The sequence below is a fragment of the Pseudomonas sp. GV071 genome (genome assembly GCF_003050835.1).
GTDB lineage: Bacteria > Pseudomonadota > Gammaproteobacteria > Pseudomonadales > Pseudomonadaceae > Aquipseudomonas.
In genome coordinates this window covers 40,411-53,397 of the sequence record NZ_QAOJ01000017.1, presented here as the reverse complement: position 1 = coordinate 53,397, position 12,987 = coordinate 40,411, and the positions used below count along the sequence as shown (strand labels likewise).

Annotated in this window: 12 protein-coding genes; 5 read left to right on the top strand and 7 right to left on the bottom strand. The window is 61.0% G+C overall.

The annotated features are described in order from the left end of the window. Nucleotides 1-73 precede the first annotated feature (73 nt). The 4 genes from C8K61_RS24725 to C8K61_RS24710 all read left to right on the top strand — a co-directional run bounded on the left by C8K61_RS24725 (nt 74) and on the right by C8K61_RS24710 (nt 3,610). Nucleotides 74-967, top strand: a complete 894-nt coding sequence (locus tag C8K61_RS24725) for a LysR family transcriptional regulator (RefSeq protein WP_108099235.1) — start codon at nt 74-76, stop codon at nt 965-967. Between the two features lie 80 nt (nt 968-1,047). Next, entirely contained in the window at nt 1,048-1,608 is a 561-nt protein-coding gene (locus tag C8K61_RS24720) for an NADPH-dependent FMN reductase (RefSeq protein WP_108099233.1), read from the top strand. 204 nt (nt 1,609-1,812) lie between these two features. Beyond that, on the top strand, nt 1,813-2,568 hold the full coding sequence (locus C8K61_RS24715; protein WP_108099231.1) for a hypothetical protein: 756 nt from the start codon (nt 1,813-1,815) through the stop codon (nt 2,566-2,568). A 382-nt stretch (nt 2,569-2,950) separates the two neighbouring features. Beyond that, nucleotides 2,951-3,610 carry an endonuclease gene (locus C8K61_RS24710; RefSeq protein WP_108099229.1) on the top strand — a complete coding sequence of 220 codons (660 nt, stop codon included), beginning with the start codon at nt 2,951-2,953 and terminating at the stop codon, nt 3,608-3,610. Nucleotides 3,611-3,750: 140 nt separating this feature from the next. On the opposite strand, the gene C8K61_RS24705 is transcribed toward C8K61_RS24710, so the two are convergent. The 3 genes from C8K61_RS24705 to C8K61_RS24695 all read right to left on the bottom strand — a co-directional run bounded on the left by C8K61_RS24705 (nt 3,751) and on the right by C8K61_RS24695 (nt 9,006). Further along, entirely contained in the window at nt 3,751-5,529 is a 1,779-nt protein-coding gene (locus C8K61_RS24705) for an acyl-CoA dehydrogenase C-terminal domain-containing protein (protein ID WP_108099227.1), read from the bottom strand. A gap of 259 nt (nt 5,530-5,788) precedes the next feature. After that, nucleotides 5,789-7,582 carry an acyl-CoA dehydrogenase C-terminal domain-containing protein gene (locus C8K61_RS24700; RefSeq protein ID WP_108099225.1) on the bottom strand — a complete coding sequence of 598 codons (1,794 nt, stop codon included), beginning with the start codon at nt 7,580-7,582 and terminating at the stop codon, nt 5,789-5,791. 122 nt (nt 7,583-7,704) lie between these two features. Then, the gene (locus C8K61_RS24695) at nt 7,705-9,006 is read right to left on the bottom strand and encodes a diguanylate cyclase (RefSeq protein ID WP_108099223.1); all 1,302 of its coding nucleotides are present in this window, start codon (nt 9,004-9,006) and stop codon (nt 7,705-7,707) included. Here C8K61_RS24695 and C8K61_RS26865 point away from each other — a divergent pair. Further along, nucleotides 8,974-9,132: a hypothetical protein gene (locus C8K61_RS26865; protein ID WP_178086507.1), complete on the top strand. Its 159-nt coding sequence runs from the start codon at nt 8,974-8,976 to the stop codon at nt 9,130-9,132. The genes C8K61_RS24695 and C8K61_RS26865 overlap by 33 nt on opposite strands. A gap of 80 nt (nt 9,133-9,212) precedes the next feature. Here C8K61_RS26865 and C8K61_RS24690 read toward each other — a convergent pair whose 3' ends face one another. The 4 genes from C8K61_RS24690 to bioD form a co-directional block, all read right to left on the bottom strand. Next, a complete protein-coding gene (locus C8K61_RS24690; RefSeq protein ID WP_108099221.1) occupies nt 9,213-11,018 on the bottom strand; it encodes a phenylacyl-CoA dehydrogenase in 1,806 nt (601 codons plus the stop codon). A gap of 151 nt (nt 11,019-11,169) precedes the next feature. After that, complete coding sequence (locus C8K61_RS24685; protein ID WP_218277842.1) at nt 11,170-11,784, bottom strand: putative metalloprotease CJM1_0395 family protein; 615 nt, start codon at nt 11,782-11,784, stop codon at nt 11,170-11,172. Nucleotides 11,785-11,970: 186 nt separating this feature from the next. After that, nucleotides 11,971-12,210 (bottom strand): hypothetical protein, encoded by a 240-nt coding sequence (locus C8K61_RS24680; RefSeq protein WP_108099217.1) that lies wholly within the window; start codon nt 12,208-12,210, stop codon nt 11,971-11,973. Nucleotides 12,211-12,302: 92 nt separating this feature from the next. Continuing rightward, the gene (gene bioD / locus C8K61_RS24675; protein WP_108099215.1) at nt 12,303-12,986 is read right to left on the bottom strand and encodes a dethiobiotin synthase; all 684 of its coding nucleotides are present in this window, start codon (nt 12,984-12,986) and stop codon (nt 12,303-12,305) included. Nucleotide 12,987: the final 1 nt, after the last annotated feature.

Sequence of the window (12,987 nt, the reverse complement as noted above, 5' to 3'; positions counted from 1 at the left end):
CGCTGCGCTTTGCTTCGGATAAATGCAAAGTGATATACCCTGGCATCGCACTTCATCAATGTTTGGAATCGCCATGCTCAGCCAGGTACGCGACCTTGATCTGCAACTGCTGCGGCTGTTTATTACCGTGGTCGAAAACGGCGGCTTCAGCGCCGCCCAAGGTGAGCTGGGAATAGGCCAGTCGACCATCAGCACGCAGATGGCCAAGCTGGAAACGCGCCTGGGGTTTCGCCTGTGCGAACGCGGCAAAGCCGGCTTTCGTCTGACGCCCAAAGGCGAAGAGGTGCTGCAGGCCACGCGCAAGTTGTTCACTGCGCTGGATGTGTTCAAGAACGAAGCCCAAGGCATGGCTGACAAACTGCTCGGTGATCTCTGCATTGGCTTGTCAGAGGCCCTCGACCCGCTTGTGCTGGGCAAAGTCAGCAAGGCCATTCGCCGTTTCCGCCAGCGTAATCAGGCGGTGCAGATCGAACTGCGCAGCGCCGCCCCGGCCGAACTGGAGCGGCGTTTGTTGCAGGACCAGATGCACCTGGCCATCGGCTATTTTTCCGGGGTGCAGGCGGCCATCGATCATCAGCTGCTGTTTGCCGAAGAACAGGCCCTGTATTGCGCCGAGGGTCACCCGCTGTTCGCGCGCAAGAAAGTGACGTTGGAAGAATTGCGCGCGCAGGACGGGGTGAAGTACCCCTACCGCTTCGAGCAAGCCGACGACCCCTGGCAAGCGGTGATCAGCAGTGCGCGCAGCGAGCAGGTGGAAGGCACGCTGGCGTTTGTGTTGTCTGGCGCCCATCTGGGCTATCTACCCACCCATATCGCCGCGCCATGGGTGGCGTCGGGACGACTGCGGGCGCTGTTGCCCAAGCAGCTGAGTTTCAGCGTGAACTTCTATCTGGGCAGCCATCGCGGTCGCCAACCCAGTGAGGCGCAGAAGGCGTTTGTCGCCGATCTGTTCTCCACGTTTGCGTAGGCTCTAGGCCGGGCGGTGCAGCGGCAAAGGCCAGCTATAGTTCCTAGCTCACCCTTTTCCATCCCGCCTGAGGAGTCACCATGAGCAAGGTTCATCGCGTCGCGGTATTGGTTGGCAGTCTGCGTAAAGCTTCGATCAACCGTAAGCTGGCCCTGGCACTGGCCGAGCTGGCACCGCCCTCGCTGCAGTTGGAAATTGTCGAAATCGGCGACCTGCCGCTGTACAACGAAGACATCGACGTTACCCCGGCGCCCGCCGCCTACACGGCGTTTCGCGAAAAAGTGAAAGCTGCCGAAGCGCTGTTATTCATCACCCCGGAATACAACCGCTCGGTACCGGCGCCGCTGAAAAATGCCATCGATGTCGGCTCGCGGCCTTATGGCCAGAGCGTGTTCAGCGGCAAGGCCGGCGGCGTGGTCAGCGCCTCGCCGGGCGCGGTGGGTGGCTTTGGGGCCAACCATCATCTGCGGCAGTCCATGGTGTTTCTCGACGTGCACATGCTGCAGCAGCCGGAAGCCTACCTGGGCGGCGCCGGCAGTTTCTTCAGCGAGGACGGCACATTGAGCGATGGCATCAAGCCGTTTCTGCAGAAATTCATCGACACCTACGCGCAATGGGTGGCGTTGCACAGCAAAGGCTGAATGCGGCAAAAAACGGTCTGTCCGCCCTGGGCAGACCGCCCTATTTGACCTGCGATGTTTTTTTCATCTGCCGTTGACCTTTTTTTCACCCCCGCCTTTGCATTCTGCATTCCGAAACATCCAGTAACGACTCTTGGCAGGCCAGGATGTCGTCCGGCGTGCACAGCCATCACGCCATCTACTCCGCCTCAGGAATGCACGCCGATGAATAAACTTCCACAGATCACCCTGGCCTTCTGGGTGATGAAAATTTGCGCAACCACCCTCGGCGAAACCGCCGGGGACTTGCTGTCGATGACCCTCAATGTTGGCTACGCCATCAGCTCACTGATTCTGATCAGCGTGTTTCTGATCACCCTGATCACCCAACTCAAAGCCAAAACCTACAACCCGATGCTGTACTGGATCGTGATTCTCTCCACCAGCACCGCCGGCACCACCATGTCGGACTTTATGGACCGCACCCTGGGCCTGGGTTACGCCACCGGCTCGGCGCTGCTGATCACTATTTTGCTGGTCACCCTGGCCGTCTGGCGCTGGAGCGAAGGCTCGCTGTCGGTGAACCACGTGCGCACCTTCAAGGGCGAGCTGTTCTACTGGATCGCGATTCTGTTCTCCAACACCCTGGGCACGGCGCTGGGCGATTACCTGGCCGACGACTCGGGCCTGGGTTTTGCCGGTGGCGCGCTGCTGATTGGCAGCACCATCGCGGTGGTCGTGCTGCTGCACTTCTACACCCGCATCTCGTCGGTGCTGCTGTTCTGGCTGGCCTTCGTGCTGACCCGCCCGTTCGGCGCCACCCTGGGTGACGTGCTAACCAAGCCACACGAAAAAGGCGGCCTGGATTTCGGCACCATCGGCTCGTCAGCGGTACTCGCGGCAATCCTTCTGCTGCTGGTGGTTGCCGCCACGGTGCACAAGAACCGGCGCGACAATCAGGCGGCCATCGAGGCGGCGTAACAGAATCCGCACAAACAAAAACACCGACACAAAGTCGGTGTTTTTTTGGTCTGCCTGAAAAAAGAAAACCCCGCCGAGGCGGGGCTTTGCAGACTGTGTCCTGACGTCCGTAATCGTCCATCGTCCTGATGGAAATCCAGCGTATCCCTATTCGTTCCTAGGCGCTTCCTGCGCAACGTCCATGGGCAGGAGATTAACGACGCTCTGTGACAGGCGGTAGCGGCGATTAGCAGCACGCTTTGTAAGTTTTGGCTTACACCGTTGTAAACCATGCCTTAGGCCGGCTTTATTTTGTGACAGGGCTCTTGTTAGACTCGCTTTGTCCTACAAAACAACAAAACTATAACAACGCCGATACAGCAGTTCCCTGGGGTTTCGTCTCATGCGCGCAGTAGCAGTTGCCTTCGTTGGTTTAACGTTTTGCGCTTGTTCCACCGCCTTCGCTGGCGGCCAGAATCAACTCTCCGATCCCAAGGTCGCGGTCGACCAATTCTTCTGGAAACAGCTCTACGCCAAAGGTGGCACAACCCTGTATTGCGCCAAGCCATTTACCGGTGAGCGCGGCCAGGTCACGGCCAGCCTGGTGTACACGGTCAAGCAGATCAAATCGGCGCTGCGCTGCGTCACCGACGAGCAATGCACCACTGCCAACCCGCAGTACCCCTTTATGTTGAGCGACCTGCACAACCTCTACCCGGCCCTCAGCCTGGTGGAACTGGCGCGGCGAAACGCGCAATTCGGCGAGTTGGGCGAGGGGGTGTCGAGCAAGTTCAGTGACATTGGTTGCCAGCTCAAAGCCAGCTTCCAGTTGATCGAGCCACCGGACTCGGCCAAGGGCAACGTCGCCCGGGCGATTTTTTACATGCGCAGCGAATACGGCCTTCCCATTGTTGGCCAGCTGCAGATGTACAAGAAGTGGAACCAGATCGATCCGCCAGACGCCGAGGAAAAAGCCCGCAACGACCAGATTGAAGCACTGCAAGGCACCCGCAATCGGTATATCGATGCGCCGGCGGCAGCGGATCAGTTGACACAGGAGTAAAGGCAATCGCGGCTGAAGCCGCTCCTACGAGATCCACAATCCGTAGGAGCGGCTTCAGCCGCGATTGGCCCGACCTGCAAACGACACCTGCAACAAAAAGCCCCGCATCGGCGGGGCTTTTTGTTAGCGCTGAAACGTCATCAGAACTGCGAAGCGTCGAGCAGGAACAGCGACTCGCTACCGGCTTTCACCGAAGCAGTCAGGGAGTGGATACGCGGCAGCAGGCGGGCGAAGTAGAAACGCGCGGTGCCCAGTTTGCTGGCGTAGAACTCGTCCTGACCTTCCTTGCCCAGTGCCGCACGCGCCATCAGTGCCCACATGTAGGCATAGGCGGTGTAACCGAACACGTGCAGGTATTCCACCGAGGCCGCGCCGATTTCATTCGGGTTGCCCTTGGCGCTTTCCAGCACCCAGGCGGTCAGGTCGTCAAGGTTGGCGACGGCGGCTTTCAACGGCTCGACGAACTCGGCCAGCGAGGCGTCGGCGCTGCCGGTGAAGGCTTTGATCTCATCGGCGAAGTGCTTGTAGAACGCACCGCCGCTGCCGACGATCTTGCGGCCGACCAGGTCGAGGGCCTGGATGCCGTTAGTGCCTTCGTAGATCTGGGTGATGCGCACGTCACGTACCAGTTGCTCCTGGCCCCACTCACGGATAAAGCCGTGGCCGCCGAAGATCTGCTGGCCGTGCACGGTGGTTTCCAGACCGAGGTCGGTGAGGAAGGCTTTGGCGATCGGGGTCAGCAAGGCAACCAGCTCCTCCGCGCGTTTGCGGGTAGTGGCGTCTTCGCTGAACTTGGCGGTGTCGAGCTGCATCGCCACGTAGCTGGAGAACGCACGGCCACCTTCGTTGCTGGCCTTCATGGTCAGCAGCATGCGGCGCACGTCCGGGTGCACGATGATCGGGTCGGCGACTTTGTCTTTGGCTACCGGGCCGGTTGGCGCGCGGCTTTGCAGACGGTCACGGGCATATTCCACCGCGCTCTGGTAGGAGCGTTCGCCTGCGGCCAGGCCCTGGATACCCACGCCCAGACGCTCGTAGTTCATCATGGTGAACATCGCGGCCAGGCCTTTGTTCGGGCCGTCGATGATGTAGCCGGTGGCGCCGTCGAAGTTCATCACGCAGGTAGCCGAACCCTGGATACCCATCTTGTGTTCGATGGAGCCGCAGGTAACGGTGTTGCGCTCGCCCAGGCTGCCGTCGGCATTGACCATGAACTTCGGTACCAGGAACAGCGAAATGCCTTTGGAGCCCGCTGGGGCGTCCGGCAGTTTGGCCAGTACCAGGTGGATGATGTTTTCGGTGAGGTCGTGCTCGCCGCCGGTGATGAAGATCTTGGTGCCGGTGACTTTGAACGAGCCATCAGCCTGCGGCTCGGCCTTGGTGCGGATGATGCCCAGGTCAGTACCCGAATGCGGTTCGGTCAGGCACATGGAGCCTGCCCAGACGCCGGCATACATGTTCGGCAGGTAGGTTTCTTTCAGCTCGGCGCTGGCGTGGGCGTTGATCGACAGGCAAGCGCCGGCGGTCAGCATCGGGTACAGACCGAACGACAGGTTGGCGGCGTTGAGCATTTCCTCAACTTGCGCGCCGAGCACCTTGGGCATGCCCATGCCGCCGTAGGTAGGGTCGCCACCGACGCCAACCCAGCCGCCTTCACCGTAAATCTTGTAGGCTTCCGGGAAGCCAGCCGGGGTGTTGACCACGGTGTTGTTCCAGCGGCAGCCTTCTTCGTCGCCGCTGCGGTTCAGCGGGGCGATGGTTTTGGCAGTGACCTTGCCGGCTTCTTCGAGGATCGCCTCGGCGGTGTCGGCATCGACGGTTTCTGCCAGCGCAGGCAGCTGCTGCCAGAGTTTGGAGACCTCAAATACTTCATTGAGGACAAAGCGCATATCGCGCAGGGGAGCTTTGTAGTCGGCCATGTGACGATCCTCGAACGATCCAACGATACGGCCCAGCGGCCGGTATGGGGCAGGGGTCGGAGTTTAACCGAACAACTTTTCAGACACATAGGGTCATGGTGCGACCGATAGGTCGCGCCACAGTCATGACCGTAGCGCGGTCGGTCCCCTCTCCCGCAAGCGGGCAAGGGGAGCTTAATCAGCATCGGTCTTGAGTATTTCATCGCTGCAGAAAACAAAAAGCTCGCCACATGGGCGGGCTCCTGTTCAGCCTAGGCGCTTAACCGGCGAACTGCTCGGCGCTCAGTTGCATCAGGCTTTCGCTGCCCGCTTCCACGCCGGCACGGTGCACCAGGGTGCGCGGCAGCAGGCGTTTGAAGTAGAAGTCAGCAGTGGCCAGCTTGGCTTGGTAGAACGCGGCATCGCCGCTGCCGGCGTCAAGTTTTTCCTGGGCAACCACTGCCATGCGCAGCCAGAAGTAGGCCAGCACCACATAGCCGGAGAACATCAGGTAGTCGGTCGCTGCAGCGCCCACTTCGTCGGGGTTTTTCATCGCGGCCATGCCGACCTTGGTGGTCAACTCGCCCCACTCTTTATTCAAGCTCGCCAGCTGGGCGAACGGCCCTTGCAGCTGCGGATGCGCGGCGTTGGCTTCGCAGAACTTGTGCACCAGCTTGGTAAAGCCGCGCAGCAGTTTGCCTTGGCTGCCGAGCACCTTACGGCCGAGCAGGTCGAGGGCCTGAATGCCGTTGGTGCCCTCGTACAGCAGGGCAATGCGGCAGTCGCGCACCAATTGCTCCATGCCCCACTCGCGGATAAAGCCGTGGCCACCAAACACCTGCATACCGTGGTTGGTCACCTCAAGGCCGGTCTCGGTCATAAAGGCTTTGCAGATCGGCGTGAGGAAGGCCAGCAGGTCTTCGGCTTGCTGGCGCTGTTCGGCGGTGTCGGCGTGCAGTTGGTCGAGCAACTGGGCGCAGAAGTACGACAGCGCGCGGTTGCCTTCGTTGAAGGCTTTCATGGTCAACAGCATGCGCCGTACGTCCGGGTGGACGATGATCGGGTCAGCGGATTTTTCCGGGGCCTTGGCGCCGGTCAGCGAACGCATTTGCAGGCGCTCGGTGGCGTATTTGAGTGCGCCCTGGTAGCTGGTTTCGCCCAGGCAAAGGCCCTGCATACCGGTGCCCAACCGCGCATGGTTCATCATGGTGAACATGCAGTTGAGGCCTTTGTTCAGCTCACCAATCAGGAAGCCCTTGGCGTTATCGAAGTTGATTACGCAGGTGGCCGAGCCCTTGATACCCATCTTGTGTTCGATGGAGCCACAGCTCACGGCGTTGCGCTCGCCGGCTTCACCGTCAGCGCCGGGAATGAATTTGGGCACGATAAACAGCGAGATGCCTTTGGTGCCCGCTGGTGCGTCCGGCAGTTTGGCCAGTACCAGGTGGACGATGTTGTCGCTCATATCGTGCTCACCGGAGGAGATGAAAATCTTGCTCCCGGTCAGCGCGTAGCTGCCATCCGCCTGAGGCACGGCGCGGGTTTTGATCAGGCCCAGGTCAGTGCCGCAGTGGGCTTCGGTGAGGCACATGGTGCCGGTCCAGCTGGCGGCGGTCATGCGCGTCAGGTAGGCCTGCTTCTGCTCTTCGGTGCCGTGGGCGTAGATGGCCGCCATGGCGCCCTGGGTCAGGCCCGGGTACATGCCCCAGGCGTAGTTGCTGGAGCCGATCATTTCGCTGAACAACAAGCCCAATGAGTGCGGCAGGCCCTGGCCACCGTAGTTCGGGTCGACCGACAGGCTCATCCAGCCGCCTTCGGCGAACTGTTGGAAGGCTTCCTTGAAACCTTTCGGTGTGGTGACCACGCCGTTGTCGAAGTGGCATTCCTCTTCGTCACCGGAGCGGTTCAGCGGGGCGATGACCTGCTCGCAGAACTTCGAACCTTCCTCAAGGATGGCATTGACCATGTCCGGCGAGGCGTCGACTGCGCCCATGGCTGCATAGCCAGCGTGGAAGTCGAAAACTTCGTCGACCAGAAAGCGCATGTCGCGCAGGGGAGCCTTGTATTCGGGCATGGAGATTCTCCTTGGCAGGGACGCGGTAAGCGTCATCGAGGCCGACAAACTACTGCCGGCCCCGTGCCTGGGACAATCACCGTGTGCGCGCTGAATGCGCGCCTATAAGCGTACCGGGCGCTTCAGGCGGCCGGGGCTTTGCTGGCGGCCACCCGTACCGCCCCGCGGCGGTTCTGGCCATGCTGAACGACGCAGTTGCGCCCAGCGGCCTTGGCCGCGTAAAGCGCGCGGTCAGCGGCTTTGATCACCTCTTCAGGGGTGCGCTGGTCGCTTTCCTTTTCCGCCACGCCGATGCTCACGGTCACCGACACACTGGTGGCCGCTGCGGCGCCGCGGCGTTGTTTACCCTTGGTGTCGTTCTGCGGACGGCTGCCCTTGTCGCGCAATTGGATCACGTAGGTTTCCACCAATTGGCGCACTGCTTCCAGGTGCGGTTTGCACTCTTCCAGAGTCTTGCCGGAGAACACCAGGGTGAATTCCTCTCCGCCATAACGATAGGCCTTGCCGCCACCGCCGATCTTGCGCAACTGGCTGGCGACCACACGCAGCACCTGGTCGCCCACGTCGTGGCCGTGGGTGTCGTTGAATTTCTTGAAGTGGTCGACGTCAGCCATGGCGATCACATAGTTGCGGCCCAGACGCGGCAGCCGTTCATTGAGCGCGCGGCGACCGGGCAGGCCGGTGAGCTCATCGCGAAAGGCCATCTGATAGGCCTCATGCGCCACTGCCACGGCGAGAATCAGCATCACCTGGCTGCTCATCACGTTCAGGCCGTGGGGCAGCAGGAAGGTCTTGGGCAACATCCAGCACAGGCCGAGCAAACCGACCAACTGCGCCGCATGCAGCGGCCGCGGCTTATAAATGTATTGCGCGATCAGGCCGATAAAGGCCAGCAGGAACAGCGGGTAGGCCAGCTGCACCATGCTCATCCAGTCGGCGTGCAGCGACGGCCAGCGGATCTGCGCCAGCCATTCGAGCATGCCTTCGGGGTAGCGCTGCGCCAGGCCGATCACCACCGCGCCAACCGCCAGCAACACCGCCGAGCGGGCCACTAGGTCGCGGACCAGGTGGGTGCGCTCGACCCACGCGGCGTAGATGCCATACAGCAGCGGCAGCAGCAGGCTGCACAGGTGGAATACCAGCGCGGTGTCGGAGCGGGCTTTGCCGGTGGTTCGAAAGAAGTCGACCTGGGTATCGAGCAGGAAGTAGGCGCAGTACACCACCACCAGCAGGAACAGCTCGCGCTGGCGGGAATAGATCAGGCAGAAGGCGCCGCCGAGAATCAGCAGCAAGGTTGGCAGCACATTGAACAGCGAGGTGAAGAACTCATTCAGCTGCGTCAAGCTGGCAGCCACCATCCCTGTTACCAGCAACAGCAAGGAGGGTAAAAAATGGCTGAGTCGAACGGCTTTCAGGCGATGCACGGGGGCGTGTTCCACGGGCCGCCAGAAGAAGGCAGCGAACGGCTGGCATTTTGCCTATTTCTTGCGCGTTCGGCACCGTTTCCTGTCGCAATTTCCTCTATTAGAGAGCGAAACATCTTGCTGTAGGAACAGAGAAACCCGGGCATAAAAAAACCGCCCGCCTTTAGGGGCGAGCGGTTCTTTTCAACCGGTGGAGCAGCTACAACTTAGTAGCCCAGGGAGAAGTCTTCTTCTGCCAGTTCCATCAGGTTGTTGGCGCCCGACAGCATGGCTTCTACGTGCGTACGGGTACGCGGCAGAATACGCTGGAAGTAGAAGCGCGCGGTTGCCAGCTTGGCTTTGTAGAAGGCTTCTTCGTTGGTGCCGGCAGCCAATTTCTCAGCGGCCAGACGAGCGATGTCAGCCCAGAAGTACGCCAGGCAGGTGTAGCCGGAGTACATCAGGTAGTCGACCGAAGCGGCACCGACTTCTTCGCGGTCCTTCATGGCCGCCATACCGACCTTCATGGTCAGCTCGCCCCACTCTTTGTTCAGCTTGGCCAGCGGCGCGGTGAACTCGGCGATTGCTTCGTTACCTTCGTTGGCTTGCAGGAACTTGTGCACGATCTTGGTGAAGCTTTTCAGTGCTTCGCCTTGGGTTTGCAGGACTTTACGACCCAACAGGTCGAGGGCCTGAATACCGGTGGTGCCTTCGTACAGCATGGAAATACGGCTGTCGCGAACGTTCTGCTCCATGCCCCACTCGGCGATGAAGCCGTGGCCGCCATAGATTTGTACGCCGTGGTTGGCAGCTTCGAAGCCGACTTCGGTCATGAACGCTTTGGCGATCGGCGTGAGGAAGGCCAGCAGTGCGTCGGCCTTCTTCTTGGCTTCTTCGTCTTGGCTGTACTTGACGATATCCACTTGTTGAGCGGTGAAGTAGACCATTGCGCGGTTGCCTTCGGCGAACGCTTTCATGGTCAGCAGCATGCGACGTACGTCGGGGTGCACGATGATCGGGTCAGCGGCTTTGTCCGGCGCTTTCGGGCCAGTCAGGGAGCGCATCTGCAGACGTTCACGGGCGTATTTCAGGCCGCCCTGGAAGCCGATTTCAGCGTGCGCCAGACCTTGCAGCGCGGTACCCAGGCGAGCGGTGTTCATAAAGGTGAACATGCAGTTCAGGCCTTTGTTCGCTGGGCCGATCAGGAAGCCGGTGGCGCCGTCGAAGTTCATTACGCAGGTGGCGTTACCGTGGATACCCATCTTGTGCTCGAGCGAGCCACAGGACACGGCGTTACGCGAACCGACGCTGCCGTCTTCGTTCACGTTGAACTTCGGCACGATGAACAGCGAAATACCTTTGGTGCCCTGAGGGGCGTCCGGCAGGCGAGCCAGAACGATGTGGACGATGTTATCGGCCATGTCGTGTTCGCCAGCGGAAATGAAGATCTTGGTGCCGGAAACTTTGTACGAGCCGTCCGCTTGCGGTTCAGCTTTGGTACGCAGCATGCCCAGGTCGGTACCGCAGTGCGGTTCGGTCAGGCACATGGTGCCAGTCCACTCGCCCGATACCAGTTTGGTCAGGTAGGTGTGCTGTTGTTCCGGGGTGCCGTGCTCGGAGATGGTGTTCATCGCACCGTGCGACAGGCCTGGGTACATGCCCCACGACCAGTTCGAGCTGCCGACCATTTCGCTGAGCACCAGGCCCAGGGATTCCGGCAGGCCTTGGCCACCGTGGTCAACGTCGTGCGACAGGCTTGGCCAGCCGCCTTCAACGTACTGTTTGTAGGCTTCTTTGAAACCAGTCGGGGTTTTAACCCCGGACTCGCTCCAGGTGCAGCCTTCCAGGTCGCCAACGCGGTTCAGCGGCGACAGCACTTGCTCACAAAACTTGGCGCCTTCTTCGAGAATGGCGTCGACCATGTCCGGGGTAGCATCTGCGCAAGCCGGCAGGCTCTGATAGTGCGCTTCGTAGCCGAGCAACTCGTCACGTACGAAACGAATATCACGCAAGGGGGCCTTGTAATCAGGCATAGCGGTAACCTCTACGATGTGGAGACCGGCTTGGCGGTCTTGTGCGAGATCTTTCTCGATTGCCCGGCGGCCAGGATTCAGCCCAGCAATCAAACAGGCGTTTGAAACATACGTTTACGCCGAAACCTTGTCAAGCATCCGTCCTACAGCGCTAAGCGATAGCGACTATTTGCGGCGTGCTGTCCAGCGGGGTGGCGATGCTCTGGTACACCTGAAGTGGAGCGGAAGTGTCGGCGCTTGCCGCACCGTTGTCGGCAGCGGGGTCGTCCTGGTCTTTCTCCGCGCGTTTTTCTTCGGCTTGTTCGACCCGCTCGTTGCGCCGTTCCTGCGCCAGCTCGGCACGCGCCGCGGAGGCCAGGCCCTGCGCCTCGGCGGCGACACGCAGGTCTTGCCCGGAGGGGTCGGCGGGTGCCAGGGCGGCACGCATCACCACTTCCATCTTGCTGATGGTGGCGGCCGGGTCATTCGGCACGGCGCTGACATCGATGCCGACTTCGCCGCCAATGGCATAGGACTTCCCATCCGGCCCGCGCTGCATGGTGTAGCTCGGCGAGCCGGCATACGCGCCGCCTACCGAGGCATGGGCGGCTTCGTGGGAGCGCACGTCGGCGTCGCGGCCGGAGAGTTCGGCGATCTTCTGCCGGTCCAATTGCGCTTGGCGGGGATTTGTTTCATCAGATTGCGCTGTCGACCCTTGCTCGCTGTCGGCGCCCGTGGCGTCCTTGTCCTCCGCGGCCAGGCGCGTGCCGTCCGCAGATAGGGTCACCGTCGCATCAGGGGTGGCTTCAATCGCAGTAACAGGGGGAACAGCGTCACGAGTGGCAGGCGTACGCAAGCTCGCAGGAAGCAAGGCCGGCGTGGAGAAGGGATGCGTTGCAGCACTGCCGATTTGCATGGGCACCTCGACGCGCCCTTGGTAAACAGGCCCGAACAACCGGGCAAACGCGCCGGATCAGGCGCGAATATCGATCAAGGTGCCGAGCACCTCATCACTGGTTTCGATCACTTTGGCGCCGGCCTGGGCTTCGGTTTTGCCGACGCTCAGTTGCACCAGATTGTCAGCGGTACTGGCCGCATCGGAGTTGCGACTAACCGAATTACTCGCGATATCGGACGCCGCCTGATCAATCCGGCGCTGGCCAGATTGCACGCCGCTTAACCCGGAGCTGAATGCACTACCCGAGATTTCCATCGCCAACCTCATTAAAGAGAAATTTCTGACGCCAATTTAAGCAGATCGCGATCAAAAAACGTACAAACAAAAGGCTATCGGTTCGCCACTGTTTATAGCTGCAGGTGAGAAAGCTGCAGATGATCAGCGACCGCCTCAGGACTGGCATCGCCCAGGCGCGGTATGCGACCCAGGCACGGTGCGGGTAACAACTCGGTCAACGTGACGAGGTTGTCCTCCAGGCGCGAAGTGCCCGGGTCGACGATATTGGCCACCCAGCCGACCAACTGCAGGCCATCGCGCGCAATGGCCTCAGCGCTCAGCACCGCGTGATTGATACAGCCCAGACGCACGCCCACCACCAGAATCACCGGCAAACCCAGCGTCACCGGCAAGTCCGACAGATAACCGCCCGCCGCCAACGGCACTCGCCAACCACCCGCCCCTTCGACCACGGTGAAATCGGCGCCCTGCGCCAACACATGACGAACCGGCGCCAGCAACGCAGCCGCTGTCAGCTCGACACCCGCCTCGCGCGCCGCCAGGTGCGGAGCAATGGCCGGGGCGAAGGCCAGCGGGTTGACCTCGGCATAACTCAACGGCAGCGAACACTGCCCGAGCAGCGCCACGGCATCGCTGTTGCGCAGGCCCTCGGCGGTTTCTTCGCTGCCGGACGCCACCGGCTTACAGGCGGCCGTGCTCAGGCCCTGACGCCGGGCCGCGCACAACAGGCCGGCGGCGACCGTGGTTTTGCCGACCTCGGTGTCGGTGCCAGCAATAAAAAATGCAGCGCTCATA